This window comes from Laedolimicola ammoniilytica (genome assembly GCF_025567165.1).
Classification (GTDB): Bacteria; Bacillota; Clostridia; order Lachnospirales; family Lachnospiraceae; genus Laedolimicola; species Laedolimicola ammoniilytica.
Genome location: NZ_JAOQKC010000015.1, coordinates 70,098 through 84,447 on the forward strand (window position 1 = coordinate 70,098; position 14,350 = coordinate 84,447).

At 52.6% G+C, this 14,350-nt stretch carries 8 protein-coding genes and 1 other annotated feature; all 8 genes read right to left on the reverse strand.

Annotation, left to right across the window (positions count from 1 at the left end):
- Nucleotides 1–41: 41 nt before the first annotated feature.
- Nucleotides 42–2,462 (reverse strand): phenylalanine--tRNA ligase subunit beta, encoded by a 2,421-nt coding sequence (gene pheT, locus OCV63_RS11730; RefSeq protein WP_158364080.1) that lies wholly within the window; start codon nt 2,460–2,462, stop codon nt 42–44.
- A gap of 77 nt (nt 2,463–2,539) precedes the next feature.
- On the reverse strand, nt 2,540–3,559 hold the full coding sequence (pheS, locus tag OCV63_RS11735) for a phenylalanine--tRNA ligase subunit alpha (RefSeq protein ID WP_158364082.1): 1,020 nt from the start codon (nt 3,557–3,559) through the stop codon (nt 2,540–2,542).
- 204 nt (nt 3,560–3,763) lie between these two features.
- Nucleotides 3,764–4,000 (reverse strand) — a binding site (T-box leader).
- Nucleotides 4,001–4,054: 54 nt separating this feature from the next.
- Nucleotides 4,055–5,458 (reverse strand): MocR-like pyridoxine biosynthesis transcription factor PdxR, encoded by a 1,404-nt coding sequence (pdxR, locus tag OCV63_RS11740; protein WP_158364084.1) that lies wholly within the window; start codon nt 5,456–5,458, stop codon nt 4,055–4,057.
- Nucleotides 5,459–5,465: 7 nt separating this feature from the next.
- Nucleotides 5,466–7,133, reverse strand: a complete 1,668-nt coding sequence (locus OCV63_RS11745; RefSeq protein ID WP_158364085.1) for a glutamine--tRNA ligase/YqeY domain fusion protein — start codon at nt 7,131–7,133, stop codon at nt 5,466–5,468.
- A gap of 175 nt (nt 7,134–7,308) precedes the next feature.
- The gene (locus OCV63_RS11750; RefSeq protein ID WP_158364087.1) at nt 7,309–8,259 is read right to left on the reverse strand and encodes a D-2-hydroxyacid dehydrogenase; all 951 of its coding nucleotides are present in this window, start codon (nt 8,257–8,259) and stop codon (nt 7,309–7,311) included.
- 60 nt (nt 8,260–8,319) lie between these two features.
- On the reverse strand, nt 8,320–10,557 hold the full coding sequence (locus OCV63_RS11755; RefSeq protein WP_158364089.1) for a DNA gyrase/topoisomerase IV subunit A: 2,238 nt from the start codon (nt 10,555–10,557) through the stop codon (nt 8,320–8,322).
- A 12-nt stretch (nt 10,558–10,569) separates the two neighbouring features.
- Nucleotides 10,570–12,492, reverse strand: a complete 1,923-nt coding sequence (locus OCV63_RS11760) for a DNA gyrase/topoisomerase IV subunit B (RefSeq protein ID WP_158364091.1) — start codon at nt 12,490–12,492, stop codon at nt 10,570–10,572.
- A 5-nt stretch (nt 12,493–12,497) separates the two neighbouring features.
- Nucleotides 12,498–14,060 carry a hypothetical protein gene (locus tag OCV63_RS11765; protein ID WP_158364093.1) on the reverse strand — a complete coding sequence of 521 codons (1,563 nt, stop codon included), beginning with the start codon at nt 14,058–14,060 and terminating at the stop codon, nt 12,498–12,500.
- Between the last annotated feature and the right edge of the window lie 290 nt (nt 14,061–14,350).

Consider the following 14,350-nt stretch of genomic DNA (forward strand, 5'->3'; position numbering starts at 1 on the left):
TTTCCGGGAATCCATGTCCTGTAATTTTTTACAGATTCAGCTTACTGACGAAGCTCGGCGTTCAGGCCCTCCAGGCCCTTCAGGATCCGCTTCATGGCTGCGGAGATATCGCTCTCCTCCAGGGTCTTGTCCTTGCCACGGAATACGATTGAGTAAGCCACGGACTTGTAGCCGTCCTTAATCTGGCTTCCCTCGTAGATATCGAACAGCTTGAAGCTCTCCAGATGGCTGCCACCCTTCTGCTCGATGACTTCCTCGATCTGGCCAGCCAGAACGTTCTTCGGGATTACCATGGAAATGTCACGGGTTACCGCCGGGAACTTGGCGATTCCCTCGTACTTGCGGTCGAAAGTAGCCATCTCGGTTACCACCGGCATATCCAGAACTGCCACATAAGCGCGCTCACCGATGCCGTAGTTGTCCGCAACCACCGGATGAACCTCGCCCAGGTATCCAATCAGCTTCTCATCGTAGCAGATGTTCGCCTGACGACCCGGGTGCAGGTAGTTCTTGCCAGCCTTCGGATCGTAATGTACACGATCACGCATACCAAGCTTCTCCAGGAACTCCTCAACAACGCCCTTCATATTGTAGAAATCGCCGTCGCCATACATACCCAGCGTGAACTGCATACGCTCGTCCGGAAGTTCACTAAGCGGCAGCTCCTTTGCGATATAGATGTTGCCCAGCTCATAAAGGCGTACATTCTTATTTCTGCGGTTGTAGTTGGTAGCCAGGGAGGTCAGCATGCCATTCATGGATGTAGTACGCATGATACTGAAGTCCTCGCCCAGTGGATTGGAGATCTTGATGGCCTGACGCATGGGATCATCGGCATTCAGAAGCAGCTTATCAAATACCTTCGGGCTTTCAAAGGAATAGGTCATGCCCTGGGAGAAGCCGCAGAATTCCGCGATATCTCTTGCCACTGCTTCCACACGGAGCTTGAACGGAAGCTTGCCGGTGGTTGCCTCTCCTCTCGGAAGAGTGGTTGGGATATTGTCATAACCGAAGAAACGCGCTACCTCCTCGGCCACATCTGCCAGACGGTGAATATCCTGACGGAAGGTGGGCGCTACAATCTCGTTGGTCTTCTCATCGTAATCCAGTTCTACCAGCTTCAGGTAATCCAGCATCTGCTCCTTGGTCAGATCGGTTCCCAGCAGGGCGTTGATCTTGTCTGCGTCAAACTCGACTCTGGAGGGCTCGCTCTTTCCGTTGTATACATCTACCATGCCGTCTACCACTTCGCCGGCCCCAAGCTCCTCGATAAGCTGGCAGGCACGGTCGATGGCTGCCTGGGCATTGTTCGGATCCAGTCCCTTTTCGAACTTACCGGAAGCATCTGTACGAAGTCCGATACGCTTTGCGGAAAGACGAATGTTCACGCCGTCGAAGCAGGCTGCCTCGAACAGCATAGTCTTTACATTATCGGTAATCATAGAATTCTCGCCGCCCATGATACCTGCGATGCCAACTGCTTTCTCGCCGTCACAGATCATCAGGACATTTTCATCCATAGTACGCTCCTGGCCGTCCAGAGTCACGAACTTCTCACCCTCATCGGCGCGGCGTACCAGAATCTGATGACCGGCAATGGTGTCCAGGTCGTAAGCGTGCATGGGCTGACCATACTCTTCCATGACATAGTTGGTGATATCGACGATGTTGTTAATCGGGCGGATACCATTGACTGCCAGTCTGCGCTGCATCCACTTGGGTGACGGAGCCAGCTTGATGTTCTTTACGACTCTCGCGCAGTAACGGGGGCAGAGATCTGCGTCCTTTACATCTACTTTAATATAGTCATTTACATCTCCGCCGGAACCCTTTACGGTTACCACAGGCGGTACGAATTTTTTGCGGAAGGTAGCGGCTGCCTCACGAGCAATACCGATAACGCTATAGCAGTCCACCCGGTTAGAAGTAATCTCGTACTCAAATACTACGTCATCCAGACCCAGGGCGTGGATAGCGCTCTCGCCTACCACAGCGTCGTCCGAGAAGATGTAGATGCCGTACTCCGGGGCCTCCGGGTACATTTCACGACTCTGACCCAACTCCTCGATGGAGCACATCATACCGTTGGACTCCACGCCGCGAAGCTTGCCCTTCTTAATCTTGATTCCGCCCGGGGTCATCTTGCCGTCATGTCCGCCAGCCACGCGGCCGCCGTCCAGAACTACCGGAACCTTCTGTCCTTCTTTGACATTTGGAGCGCCTGTAACGATCTGAACCGGCTCTGACTCTCCAATATTGACCTGGCATACTACCAGCTTATCCGCATCCGGATGCTGCTCAATCTTTACAATCTGTCCAATGATGATATTTTCCAGGTCGGCATCCAGCTTGGTGAAGCCCTCGACCTTGGTTCCGGAAAGCGTCATTGCGTCGGTATATTCCTGGGCCGTCACATCCAGATCGGGCACATATGCTTTAATCCATGATAAAGATGTATCCATTTTTATTCTCCTCTCTTTCTATCACGTACGCTCCTCGTGCTACGCTCGAGAAAACGAACCAGCACGGCTCACTGCTATCAAAACTGTTTCAGGAACCGAATATCGTTCTCATACAGCAGTCTCATGTCATCAATCTCATACTTCAGCAGCGCAATTCTCTCCAGACCTACGCCAAAGGCAAAGCCGGTATACTCGTTGGGATCGATCCCACACATCTCCAGTACATGGGGATGTACCATACCGCAGCCCAGGATCTCGATCCAGCCGCTGCCCTTGCAGAAACGGCAGCCCTTGCCGCCGCATTTGAAGCAACTTACATCTACCTCGGCACTGGGCTCTGTGAATGGGAAATGATGGGGACGGAACTTGGTCTTCGTCTCCGCGCCGAACATCTCTTTCGCGAACTCCTCCAGAGTCCCCTTCAGGTCTGCAAATGTGATGTTCTTGTCCACAACCAGACCCTCGATCTGATGGAACGATGGAGAATGAGTCGCGTCCACCTCATCGGAACGGAACACGCGTCCCGGAGCGATCATACGGATGGGCAGCTTGCCCTGCTCCATGACACGGGCCTGGCACGGGGATGTCTGGGTACGCAGTACAATGTTTTTATTGATATAGAAGGTATCCTGCTCGTCCTTGGCCGGGTGTCCTTCCGGAATATTCAATTTTTCAAAATTGTAAAGGTCATACTCGATCTCGGGTCCTTCCACTACCTCGTAGCCCATGCCGACAAAGATACGTTCTACCTCTTCCAGGGCGATGGTGTTCGGATGACGATGGCCTACGTTGTTCTTCTTCGCAGGAAGGGTTACGTCGATGATTTCTGCCTTCAGCTTCTCCTCACGAACCATGGCTTCCATCTTTGCCTTGGCTTCTTCCAGAACCCTTTCAATCTCTTCACGAGTCTCATTGACCAGCTGGCCTACCTTCGGTCTGTCCTCAGGAGCCACGTCCTTCATACTCTTCAATACGTTGGTCAGTTCACCTTTTTTGCCGAGAATCGCCACGCGAGCGTCATTCAGTGTGTTCAGATTCTTTGCTTCCCGAATCTGCGCAATGGCATTTTCCCGGATTTTCTGCAGTTTTTCCTTCATTGTTCTCACCTTTCCTGATTGTTGGTTTTTAAGGGACGTATACTCCAGGGCAGTTTCAGAAAGCTATCGCCTTCTGAAACTCGCGGCTTTCGCCGCATAGGCAATTTCAAAAACAGACATTTGTGTGCAAGCACCCAACTGCCTGCTTTTGAAACTGCCTGCCCTTCTCAATGCGAACGCGCAAAAAAAGCTCCATCCCTACACAGTAGGGACGGAGCATATATTCCGCGGTACCACCCTGATTCCTGTCTCTTCATTTATCGGACAGGCTCTCATCTTCTGCGTAACGTGCAGGCTGCGTCATCGCCTACCAAAGTTCTTCAGCGATGCTGCTCCGGTGGGAATTTCGCACTCTCTTCTGAACTTAAGCCCGCTCACAGCCGCTGACGGTCTCTCTCTGAAAGAAGAAGAAAGGTTACTGTGCACCTTCGTTGCATTTGTCATATCAAGGATTATTCTAAACCTTTACGAGCGAAGATGTCAAGTACTTATTTTTTATCGCCACACCTCTGTCAGGCTCCGGGCTGCCTGCGCCAGCTCCTCCTCCGTCATGGTGGCATAGCCCAGAAGGATTGTCGCGCCCTGCCCCGCCCCACTGTCTGCACCGTCGATACTGTACTCGGACAGGGGATACACCCGGATATGCACAGCTTCCGCACGGCGGATGAGCTCCGCTTCGGTCCAGTCATCGGAAAATTCCAGCAGCAGATGGACGCCGGCGTCTTCTCCGCGGATGGTGCAGACCCCAGACAGCTGTTTCAGCTCATCCACGAGAATCTCCTGCTTATGGCCGTAGATGGCGCGCATCCGGTTCAGATGACGTTCGTAGTGGCCTTCTTTAAGGAAGCTGTTCAGGATCATCTGATCGATACGGGATACCGTGGAGGAAAACCGCTGAAGCTCCGGTTCGCAGGTCGCGAGAAGCGGCTCCGGCAGCACCAGGTAGCTGATTCGGATGGCAGGCGCGATGGATTTGGAGAAGGTTCCGATGTAAATGACTTTCCCTGTCCGATCCACGCCCTGCAATGCGGGAATCGGCTTGCCGCGATAACGGAATTCGCTGTCGTAATCGTCCTCGATGAGATAGCGTTCCGGCTTTTCCGCAGCCCATTTCAGGAGCTCCAGACGCCGTTTGATGGGCATCACGATACCGAGGGGATACTGATGGGAGGGCATGACGTAAGCCACATCCGCGCCGGACGCGGTCAGCTCCTCCACCCGCATGCCAGAGGCGTCCACAGGCACGGTACAGAGCTGAAATCCCATTTTTTCGAATATCCCGTAAGCATGCTTGTAGGTGGGGCTCTCCATGGCCAGCCTTCGTTTTCCCAGAATCGCGGATATCAGCATCATCAGATAGTCGTTTCCCGCTCCCAGCACAACCTGCTCCGGACGGCAGTTGACGCCCCGGGCCTGGTGAAGGTACCGGCTGATGGTCTCCCGGAGCTCCCACTCGCCCTTGGGATCCCCCAGCTGGAACAGCTCCTTCCGATCATCCAGTAGCACATTTCTTGTGATCTTACGCCATACGCCATAGGGAAAGCTGTCCAGATCGATGCCGTTGGGCGTAAAGTCGTATTTCCAGTGTTTTTCTTCGGTCTTTGGCGCGATTTCCCCTCCGTCCTCCCCGGTCTTCAGATGATACAGCCCTTCAATCCGGCAGGCATAATAGCCCTTGCAGGGAACAGACTCCACATACCCTTCCGACAGCAGCTGATCATAAGCCAGATCCACAGTGCTGCGGCTTACTTCCAGATAACGAGAAAGAGCCCGGCTGGAGGGAAGCTTCTCTCCAGCCAGGATCTTATGTTCCTGGATATCCTGTTTGATATAATGGTAAATCTGTTCGTACAAAGGCGTTTCTGCCTTTGCGTTCAGGCTTATCGTCAGTTCTCGCATCGGTCTCTTATGCCTTCGGAAGCTTAAAGGAGCTCTTCAGGGATACAATTCGGTTAAATACCATTTTTTCCGGAGTAGAATCCTTGTAGTCCACACAGAAGAAGCCGTTTCTTACAAACTGGAAGCTGTCAAAGGCCTTAGCGCCCTCGAAGCCTGGCTCCAGGTACGCATGCTCTACCACGGTCAGGGAGTTGGGATTCAGGTTCAGACTGCCATCCTCATTGTATACGCCCTTTTCCTCGTCGATGATGTTCTCATACAGACGAACCTCTGCGTCGATGGCGTAGGGAGCCGGTACCCAGTGGATGGTTCCCTTCACCTTACGGCCGGTGAAGCCGCTTCCTGCCTTCGTCTCCGGATCGTAGGTGCAATGTACCTCGATGACCTTGCCATTCTCGTCCTTGACAAAGCTCTCACATTTTACAAAGTAAGCGTGCATCAGGCGCACCTCGTTTCCTGGGAAGAGGCGGAAATACTTCTTCGGCGGCTCCTCCATAAAATCGTCGCGCTCAATGTAGAGCTCCCGGCAGAAGGGAATCTTACGGCTGCCAAGCTCCTCATTTTCCAGGTTGTTGGCTGCGTCCAGATACTCGACCTGGCCTTCCGGATAGTTGTCGATCACCAGTTTAATCGGGTCGAGAACTGCCATCAGACGCGGCTTCTTCAGCTTCAGATCCTCGCGGATACAGTACTCCAGCATCGCATAGTCTACGGAAGATTGGCTCTTGGATACGCCGCAGAGATCTACGAACATTTTGATGGACTCCGGCGTGAAACCGCGGCGGCGGAGCGCTGCGATAGATACCAGACGGGGATCGTCCCAGCCGTCTACGATGCCTTCCTCTACCAGCTTTTTAATGTATCGCTTGCCTGTGACCACGTTGGTCAGGTACATCTTCGCGAACTCGATCTGTCTGGGCGGATGCGGGTATTCCAGTTCCCGTACAACCCAGTCGTACAGCGGTCTGTGATCCTCAAACTCCAGGGTACAGATGGAATGAGTGATACCCTCGATAGCGTCCTCGATGGGATGCGCGAAATCGTACATCGGGTAGATACACCATTTGTCTCCGGTGTTGTGATGGCTGATATGTGCCACACGGTAAATGATCGGGTCGCGCATGTTCATATTCGGGGAGGCCATGTCGATCCTGGCACGCAGCACCTTCTCTCCGTCCGCGTACTTGCCCGCTTTCATCTCCTCAAAGAGCCTCAGGTTTTCCTCGATGCTCCGGTTCCGATAGGGACTCTCCTTGCCTGGCTCGGTCAGGGTTCCACGATATTCACGCATCTCCTCCGCTGTCAGATCGCAAACGAATGCCTTTCCCTTCTTAATCAGTTTTACAGCTGCTTCATACATCTGGTCAAAGTAGTTAGAAGCAAAGTACAAACGATCTTCCCAGTCTGCGCCCAGCCACTTGATATCCGCTAAAATGGACTCTACGAACTCGGTTTTCTCTTTTGTCGGGTTCGTATCGTCAAAACGCATGTTGAATTTGCCGTGGTATTTCTGAGCCAGTCCGTAGTTCAACAGGATGGACTTGGCATGTCCGATATGCAGGTAACCGTTGGGCTCCGGCGGGAAACGGGTGTGGACGGTATCGTATACGCCCTCCGCAAGATCCTTCTCTATGGCCTGCTCAATAAAATTTTTGCTCGTAGCCTCGTTTTCCATAACGCTTCCTCGTTTCTGTTTGTATTTTCATTCGTATGAATTCTCTACTGTTCACTCCGTTCTCAGTAATATGAATTCCATATTTATCAAAAATGATAACATAAATTTACTTATAATTCAACACCTACCGTTCACAGCAAAACCTTTTGCAGAACAGCGCTATGAACCTTTCTGCCTATTCGCAGTAACCGGTTTTGAAATCAATGATGTTCCTCAGGGGCCGCTTCACCATATAACACTCCAGATTCTCGATACAGATGGTCAGGATCTGTTCCAGGGTCTCGGGGAGGGCGTAGCCGCCGGAGATGTGGGGGGTCAGGATGACATTTTCCATATCCCAGAGAGGGTGATCGGCGGGCAGAGGCTCCGGATCGGTTACGTCCAGGCATGCTCCGGCGATGCGCTTTTCCTGCAGGGCCTGCACCAATGCGTCAGTATCTACAGTGATGCCGCGGCCCACATTGATGAGGACGGCGTTCTCTTTCATCAGCGCCAGGCGCTCCGCGTTCATCATATGGTAGGTATCCTGATTGCCCGGCAGGCTCATGGCTACGATATCGGCCTTGGGAAGCTCCCGTTCCAGGCGCTCCAGAGTGTAGAGATCGTCCACGCCCTCGGGCTTGCGGCCCTCGTGGCGCTTGATGCCCACGGTACGACAGCCCAGGGCCTTCATCTTCTGGGCGAACATGGTTCCAATGTCTCCCATACCGATGACCAGCACCCGGCTTCCCTGTATCACATGCACATGTCCCTCGCTCTTCCAGACATGCTCCCGCTGGTTCCGGGCATACAGGTTTAACTTTTTCTGAAGCTCAAAGAGAACGCCTATCATATGTTCGGAGATGGCCAGACCGTAAGCGCCGGTGGCATTGGTCAGCACCGCCTCCTTCGGCAATGCGCCGTCGCAGAAGCCTTCCGTTCCGGCGTTATTAAGCTGCAGCCATTTCAGCTCCTCCGCATACTTCAAAAGCGCAGGATCCACATTTCCCAGGATGACCTCCGCGTCCCGGATGACTTCTTCTGTCACGTCTTTTTTCAGGCAGTAACAGAATTTCAGATGACGGAAATTCATCTCCAGACGCTCTTTCTGTCTCTCGTTCAGAGGCAGCGTAACCAGAATCTTCATAACCATTCCTCCTCGTGCGGAATCGGCGCCAGATGCCGGCCTTTTTTCCGCGTTTTTGCCTTATACCCGGACTTTTACCCCTTTGGTATCCCGGCTTCCGGCCTTTAATTTATTTAATACAAGCTGTTTATCCTTATATTCGACGCTTTCTTCCTGCCCTGTATGGTACAGATGAATGGCTTCCAGCGCGTCCTTTTCTGCGAGACGCATACCCCGGACGCCTGCCGCGCCTTTTTTCTTCTCTGGAATCTCCGACACATCAAAGCGCAGGAAATAGCCGTCCCGGCTCTGCAGTACCACCTGTTCGGTTCCATCTGTGACTGTCACCCGCAGGAGCTCGTCGCCCTCGTTCAGCTTTGTGGCCGCCATGGTCCGCATCTTGGTCTCAAATTCAGTACCGTCCACAATTTTCAGCATGCCCTGACGGGTACCGAACAGCAGCTTCTGATGCTTCAGAGCCTCCATGCTGCCGATGCCCACAATCTGTTCCTCGGAGCTTGAGAAGTTGCCAAAGTTGTCGATGGGCACGCCCTTGTCCCGGAATTTTCCGAAGGGCAGCTCCTGTACCTTCACGGTGTGCTGCTTTCCGGTATCTGTAAATATGCATATTTTACCCGTATTCATGCAGGAAAATACATATTTATTTTCATTGTCTGCCGCTTCCTTATTACGGTCGTAGACAGACATATCAATGGTCTTGGCGTAGCCGAAGCGATCCATCAGGAACATGACCGGCATTTCCTCGATCTTCTTCTCTTCATATATGATAGCTTCCGCATTCTCGATGGCTGTCCGTCTGGAACGGGCATAAGCCTTTTTGATGGCATCCATCTCCCGGAGAATCACGCGGGTCATGCTGGAATGATTTTCCAGAATATCCTCATACTCCGCGATGTTCTTCAGAGTCTTCTGATTTTCCTCCATCAGAGCCTGGATCTCCAGACCAATCAGTCGGTACAGACGCATCTCCAGGATAGCCTGGGCCTGGCGCTCGGTGAACCGAAGCCTGGCCGCACGCTTTTTCGCCGCCTCGGATTTAAAACGGATGCCGTCAGTGACACCCACGGTCAGACAGGCCTTGGCGTCCTTGATATTCTTACTGCCCCGCAGGATCTCGATGATCAGGTCAATGACCTCGCAGGCTTTGATGAGGCCTTCCTGAATTTCCCGCTTCTCCTGCTCTTTCGTCAGCAGTGTCCGGTATTTCCGGGTGGTCAGCTCGTACTGGAATTCGATGTAATGCTCCAGAATCTGGCGGATGCTTAAGGTCTCCGGCTTTCCGTCGGCAACCGCCAGCATATTTACGCCAAAGGTATCCTCCAGACGGGTCTTTTTATAGAGCATATTTTTCAGGTTCTCGGTATCTGCGCCCTTTTTCAGCTCCAGGACAATCCGAATTCCTTCTTTGGAGGACTGATTGGAAATATCGGTAATCTCCGGTGCTTTCTTGCTCTCCACAAGACCTGCCACGTCGTTCAGAAATTTGGCAATATTGGCGCCGATCATCGGATAGGGGATCTCTGTGATCACCAGCTGCTCCCTGCCACCTTTCAGCTTCTCCACCTTTACCTTACCGCGGATCTTGATCTTGCCCGTTCCGCTCTCGTAAATGGCCGGGAGTTCATCCTTATTGACGATAATGCCTCCTGTGGGGAAATCCGGTCCCGGCATCAGCTCCAGCAGCTTCTCCGTGGATATCTCCGGGTTTTTCAGATAAGCCTTGGCCGCGTCAATCACCTCTCCCAGGTTGTGGGGCGGTATACTGGTGGCCATGCCGACTGCGATACCGTCGGAACCATTGACCAGAAGATTTGGCAGACGGACCGGCAGGACGCTGGGTTCCTTCTCTGTCTCATCGAAGTTCGGTACAAAATCTACCACGTCTTTATCCAAATCCGCCAGAAAGGTCTCCTGGGTCACCTTCTGGAGTCTGGCCTCCGTATATCGCATAGCTGCGGCGCCGTCGCCCTCGATGGAGCCGAAATTGCCGTGTCCGTCCACCAGAGGCATTCCCTTTTTAAAATCCTGGGACATGACTACCAGAGCCTCGTAAATGGAGCTGTCCCCGTGGGGATGGTATTTACCCATGGTATCGCCCACGATACGGGCGCATTTCCGGTAGGGACGGTCATAACGGATGCCCAGCTCATACATATCGTAGAGGGTTCTGCGCTGTACCGGTTTCAGGCCGTCCCGCACATCCGGCAGAGCCCGGGCAATGATGACGCTCATGGCATAGTCAATGTAGGACTTCTGCATGAGGTCCGAATATTCCGTGCGTATAATCTGTTCTTCCATAATATCCTCCCTTTAGACGTCCAGCTCCGCGTCGCGGGCGTGCTCGTAGATAAACGCCCGTCTCGGCGGTACTTCCGTGCCCATCAGCATCTCGGTAACGCTGGAGGCCATACGGGCGTCCTCGATCTCGATACGCTTTAAGATACGTGTCGCCGGGTTCAGAGTCGTCTCCCAGAGCTGCTCCGCGTCCATTTCACCTAAGCCCTTGTAGCGCTGCAGGGTAAAGCTGCCCTTGTGACGCTTCCGGTACTGCTCCAGGGCCTTATCGTCATACAGGTACTCCTCCTGTCCCCTGGCCGGCATGGCCTTGTAGAGGGGCGGCATGGCAATATAGACATGTCCCTCGTAAATCAGTTCGGGCATGAACCGGTAAAACAGAGTCAGCAGCAGGGTGGAAATATGCGCGCCATCCACGTCCGCATCGGCCATAATGATGATCTTGTCGTAGCGCAGCTTGGTAATATCGAAATCGTTGCCATAGCCCTCGGAAAAACCGCAGCCAAAGGCATTGATCATGGTCTTAATCTCCGCGTTGGCCAGAACCTTGTCAATGCTGGCCTTCTCCACGTTCAGAATCTTGCCTCGTATTGGCAGGATCGCCTGGAAATTCCGATTCCGGGCTGTCTTGGCGGATCCGCCTGCGGAATCTCCCTCCACGATGAAAATCTCACATTTGGAAGCATCCCGGCTCTCACAGTTCGCCAGCTTGCCATTGGAGTCAAAGGAATATTTCTGCCTGGTCAGGAGGTTCGTCTTGGCACGTTCCTCGGTCTTACGAATCTTCGCCGCTTTTTCGGCGCAGCCAATCACACTTTTCAGAGTCTCCAGATTCCGATCGAAATAGCGGACAATTTCGTCTCCTGTGACCTTGGCTGTAGCCCTGGAAGCATCCTGGTTGTCCAGCTTGGTCTTGGTCTGGCCCTCGAAACGTGGAGCCGGATGTTTGATGGAGATGACCGCAGTCATGCCGTTGCGCACATCGGCACCGGTGAAATTCGCGTCCTTCTCCTTCAGGATGCCCAATTCTCTGGCATAGTTATTGATGACCGTGGTAAAGATGGTTTTAAAGCCGGTCAGATGAGTACCACCCTCGGCATTGTAAATATTGTTGCAGAAACCCAGGACATTTTCATGGAACTCGTTCACGTACTGGAATGCGCCTTCGACCACGATGCCTTCGGACTCGCCCTTGAAATAAATGACCTCATGGACGGTCTCTTTATTCTTATTCAAATCCTCTACGAAACCAATGATGCCATTTTCCTCATGGTACTCCACATGCTCGATCTCGTCGCCTCTGCGATCCTCAAAGATGATGGTCAAATCCGGGTTCAGGTAGGCGGTCTCATGAAGTCGGCTCTTGACCTCCTCCGCCTGGAAACGGGTCTTCTCAAAGATCTCCGGATCCGGCAGGAAATTAATCTTCGTACCGGTCTCACGGGTGCGGCGAAGCTTCGGAAGCAGACCTTCCTCCAGTTCAATGGTGGGGATACCCCGCTCGTAATGATCATGATGTACGTAACCGTCCCGGCTGATTTCGATATCCAGATAGGTAGAAAGGGCGTTGACAACAGAGGATCCCACACCATGGAGACCGCCGCTGGTCTTGTATACAGAGTCATCGAACTTTCCACCCGCATGCAGGGTCGTGAATACCAGACGCTCCGCGGATACGCCCTTGGCATGCATGTCCACCGGGATGCCACGTCCATTGTCCGTCACAGTACAGGATCCGTCCTTCTCCAGAAATACATTGATTTTCGAACAGAAGCCTGCCAGATGCTCGTCCACGGAATTGTCCACAATCTCGTAGATCAGATGGTTCAGGCCTTTGCGGGACACGCTTCCGATATACATACCGGGTCTTTTGCGCACTGCCTCCAGTCCCTCCAGGACCGAAATACTGCCTGCATCGTAGGTTGTCGTATTTGCCATGTTGTTCACTCCTGATTTAATAATGTTAAGAATTCCCCTGCTGTCTCATAGCTGTATATGTAATAATTATCATCCTCATAAACTGGTGTCCGGCCTGCGGTCAGATTTTCATACCGATCCGTTTCATGGACATAGAGCAGTAAAAATACCGGTCCCCGTTTCTCGTCCGGGAACAGGTTGTCCAGCTTCACCAGCCACGGATACAGGCCGGGCGCACCGTCCCGCCCTTCCGTCAGCGGAACCATCTCGATCTGACCGTCAGACAGCTCTGTCAGCACATTGGCGTTCCAGAAACTGGAATATCCCAGGGTATAACCCTCCTGCTCCAGCCAGGCCACACTCGCCATCCTGCCCTCATTCAGTTCCGACGTCAGGCAGGAGTGGTACTCCGCGACACCCAGAACACAGAGCAGAACTGCCGTGGCCGTCAGAAACAGCTGCTTCACTCCCTTAGACAAATCCGCCTCCTGATAAAATACAATCAAAAGCGGTACGAACATCATCAGACTGAGGGCATAGTACCGGGTGGTAATGGACATATCTGTAAATACGTACAGTAAAAATACGATACCGAAGCCGTAGATGCTGAACAGCAGCAGAAATTCTGCCGGAAGGGAAAGCTCCCTGCCACGCTTCCAGATCTGTATCACCAGAATCAGAAGCAACGCCATAAAACACAGGGAAAGTACAAAAAAGAGGCCTTTTCCGGAAAACAGCGGTGTATCCGGAACTCCGTCCTCCGAATAGCCGAAGGTATTCAGAAGCGTCCGCAGCACCACCTGCAGGCGGTCAAAGGTAGGCTGTACCAGCACCAGCCTGGAATACGTATCAAATAAGAAGATGCGGGACAGGATTTTATTGTTGACCAAATATCCGGCCACACCCGCCAGACTGCTGGTCCACAGATAACTGTATTTCAGGAAAAACTCCCGTGGCGTCCCAAGCTTCCTGGAATGCCGGAATACCAGGCAGAGCACAGCCAGCCACATGGGCATCAGCGTCACAGTCAGCTGACGGATGCCGCCCAGGCAGGACACAAAAGTCAGCGCGCACAGGAGCAGATGGGCTGTCTTTCTGTGTGTCTTTCCCCGGTACAGGTACAGCCACAGACCCAGAATCGTAAACGAAATCGCAAGATGCGGTATGTAATATCCCATCTCCCCCATCACATAAAAGGCTTCATGGCTGAAGGGAAGCAGCAGAAAGGGCGCGGTATACCAGAACCAGTTCTTCTTCTCCGTCAGCTGCCCCACGAAAAACCGATAAGCGACCAGAAGCCATCCATCCAGCACCAGGTTGCCCACAACACGCACAGCTGTCCAGCTGTTCGTAAACCGGAACAGCAGGGCCCGGATCCACTGGGTATTCAGAACCCGCAGTTCCGAGGAATAGACCCAGCCTCTGCTGATAAAGCCGTTTCCTCCGGAAAGCAGGCTGGCCAGCACCAGCTCCGAGGAATCATCCGCGTTCACCAGATTTTTCCCGTTTTTCCATAACACATATGAGTTTAATGCCACAATCGCCAGCAGCCACAGAATGGCCACCACTTTTTTTCTTTTGTCCTTCATGCTTTACCCCGTACAAATGTTCTGTTTTATTCAACTCACTTAGTATAACATACTCTTCCATGCTTGACAAATTTATTTTTCCTGATTTTCACTAATTTTCTTTCAAAAGATGACAAATACAGGCACATCGTGTATACAATGTACGTTTCCAACAGCCTGCTGATCATGCCGGTTTTCATACGCCAACCCGTCAATCCTATATTTGGACAATAAAAAATAGGCTTCGCCTATTCAACTCCCCTGCCCCTCATTCTTGAGGGGTGGGGGTTTCTTTTTCTTGCTTTTTCCTG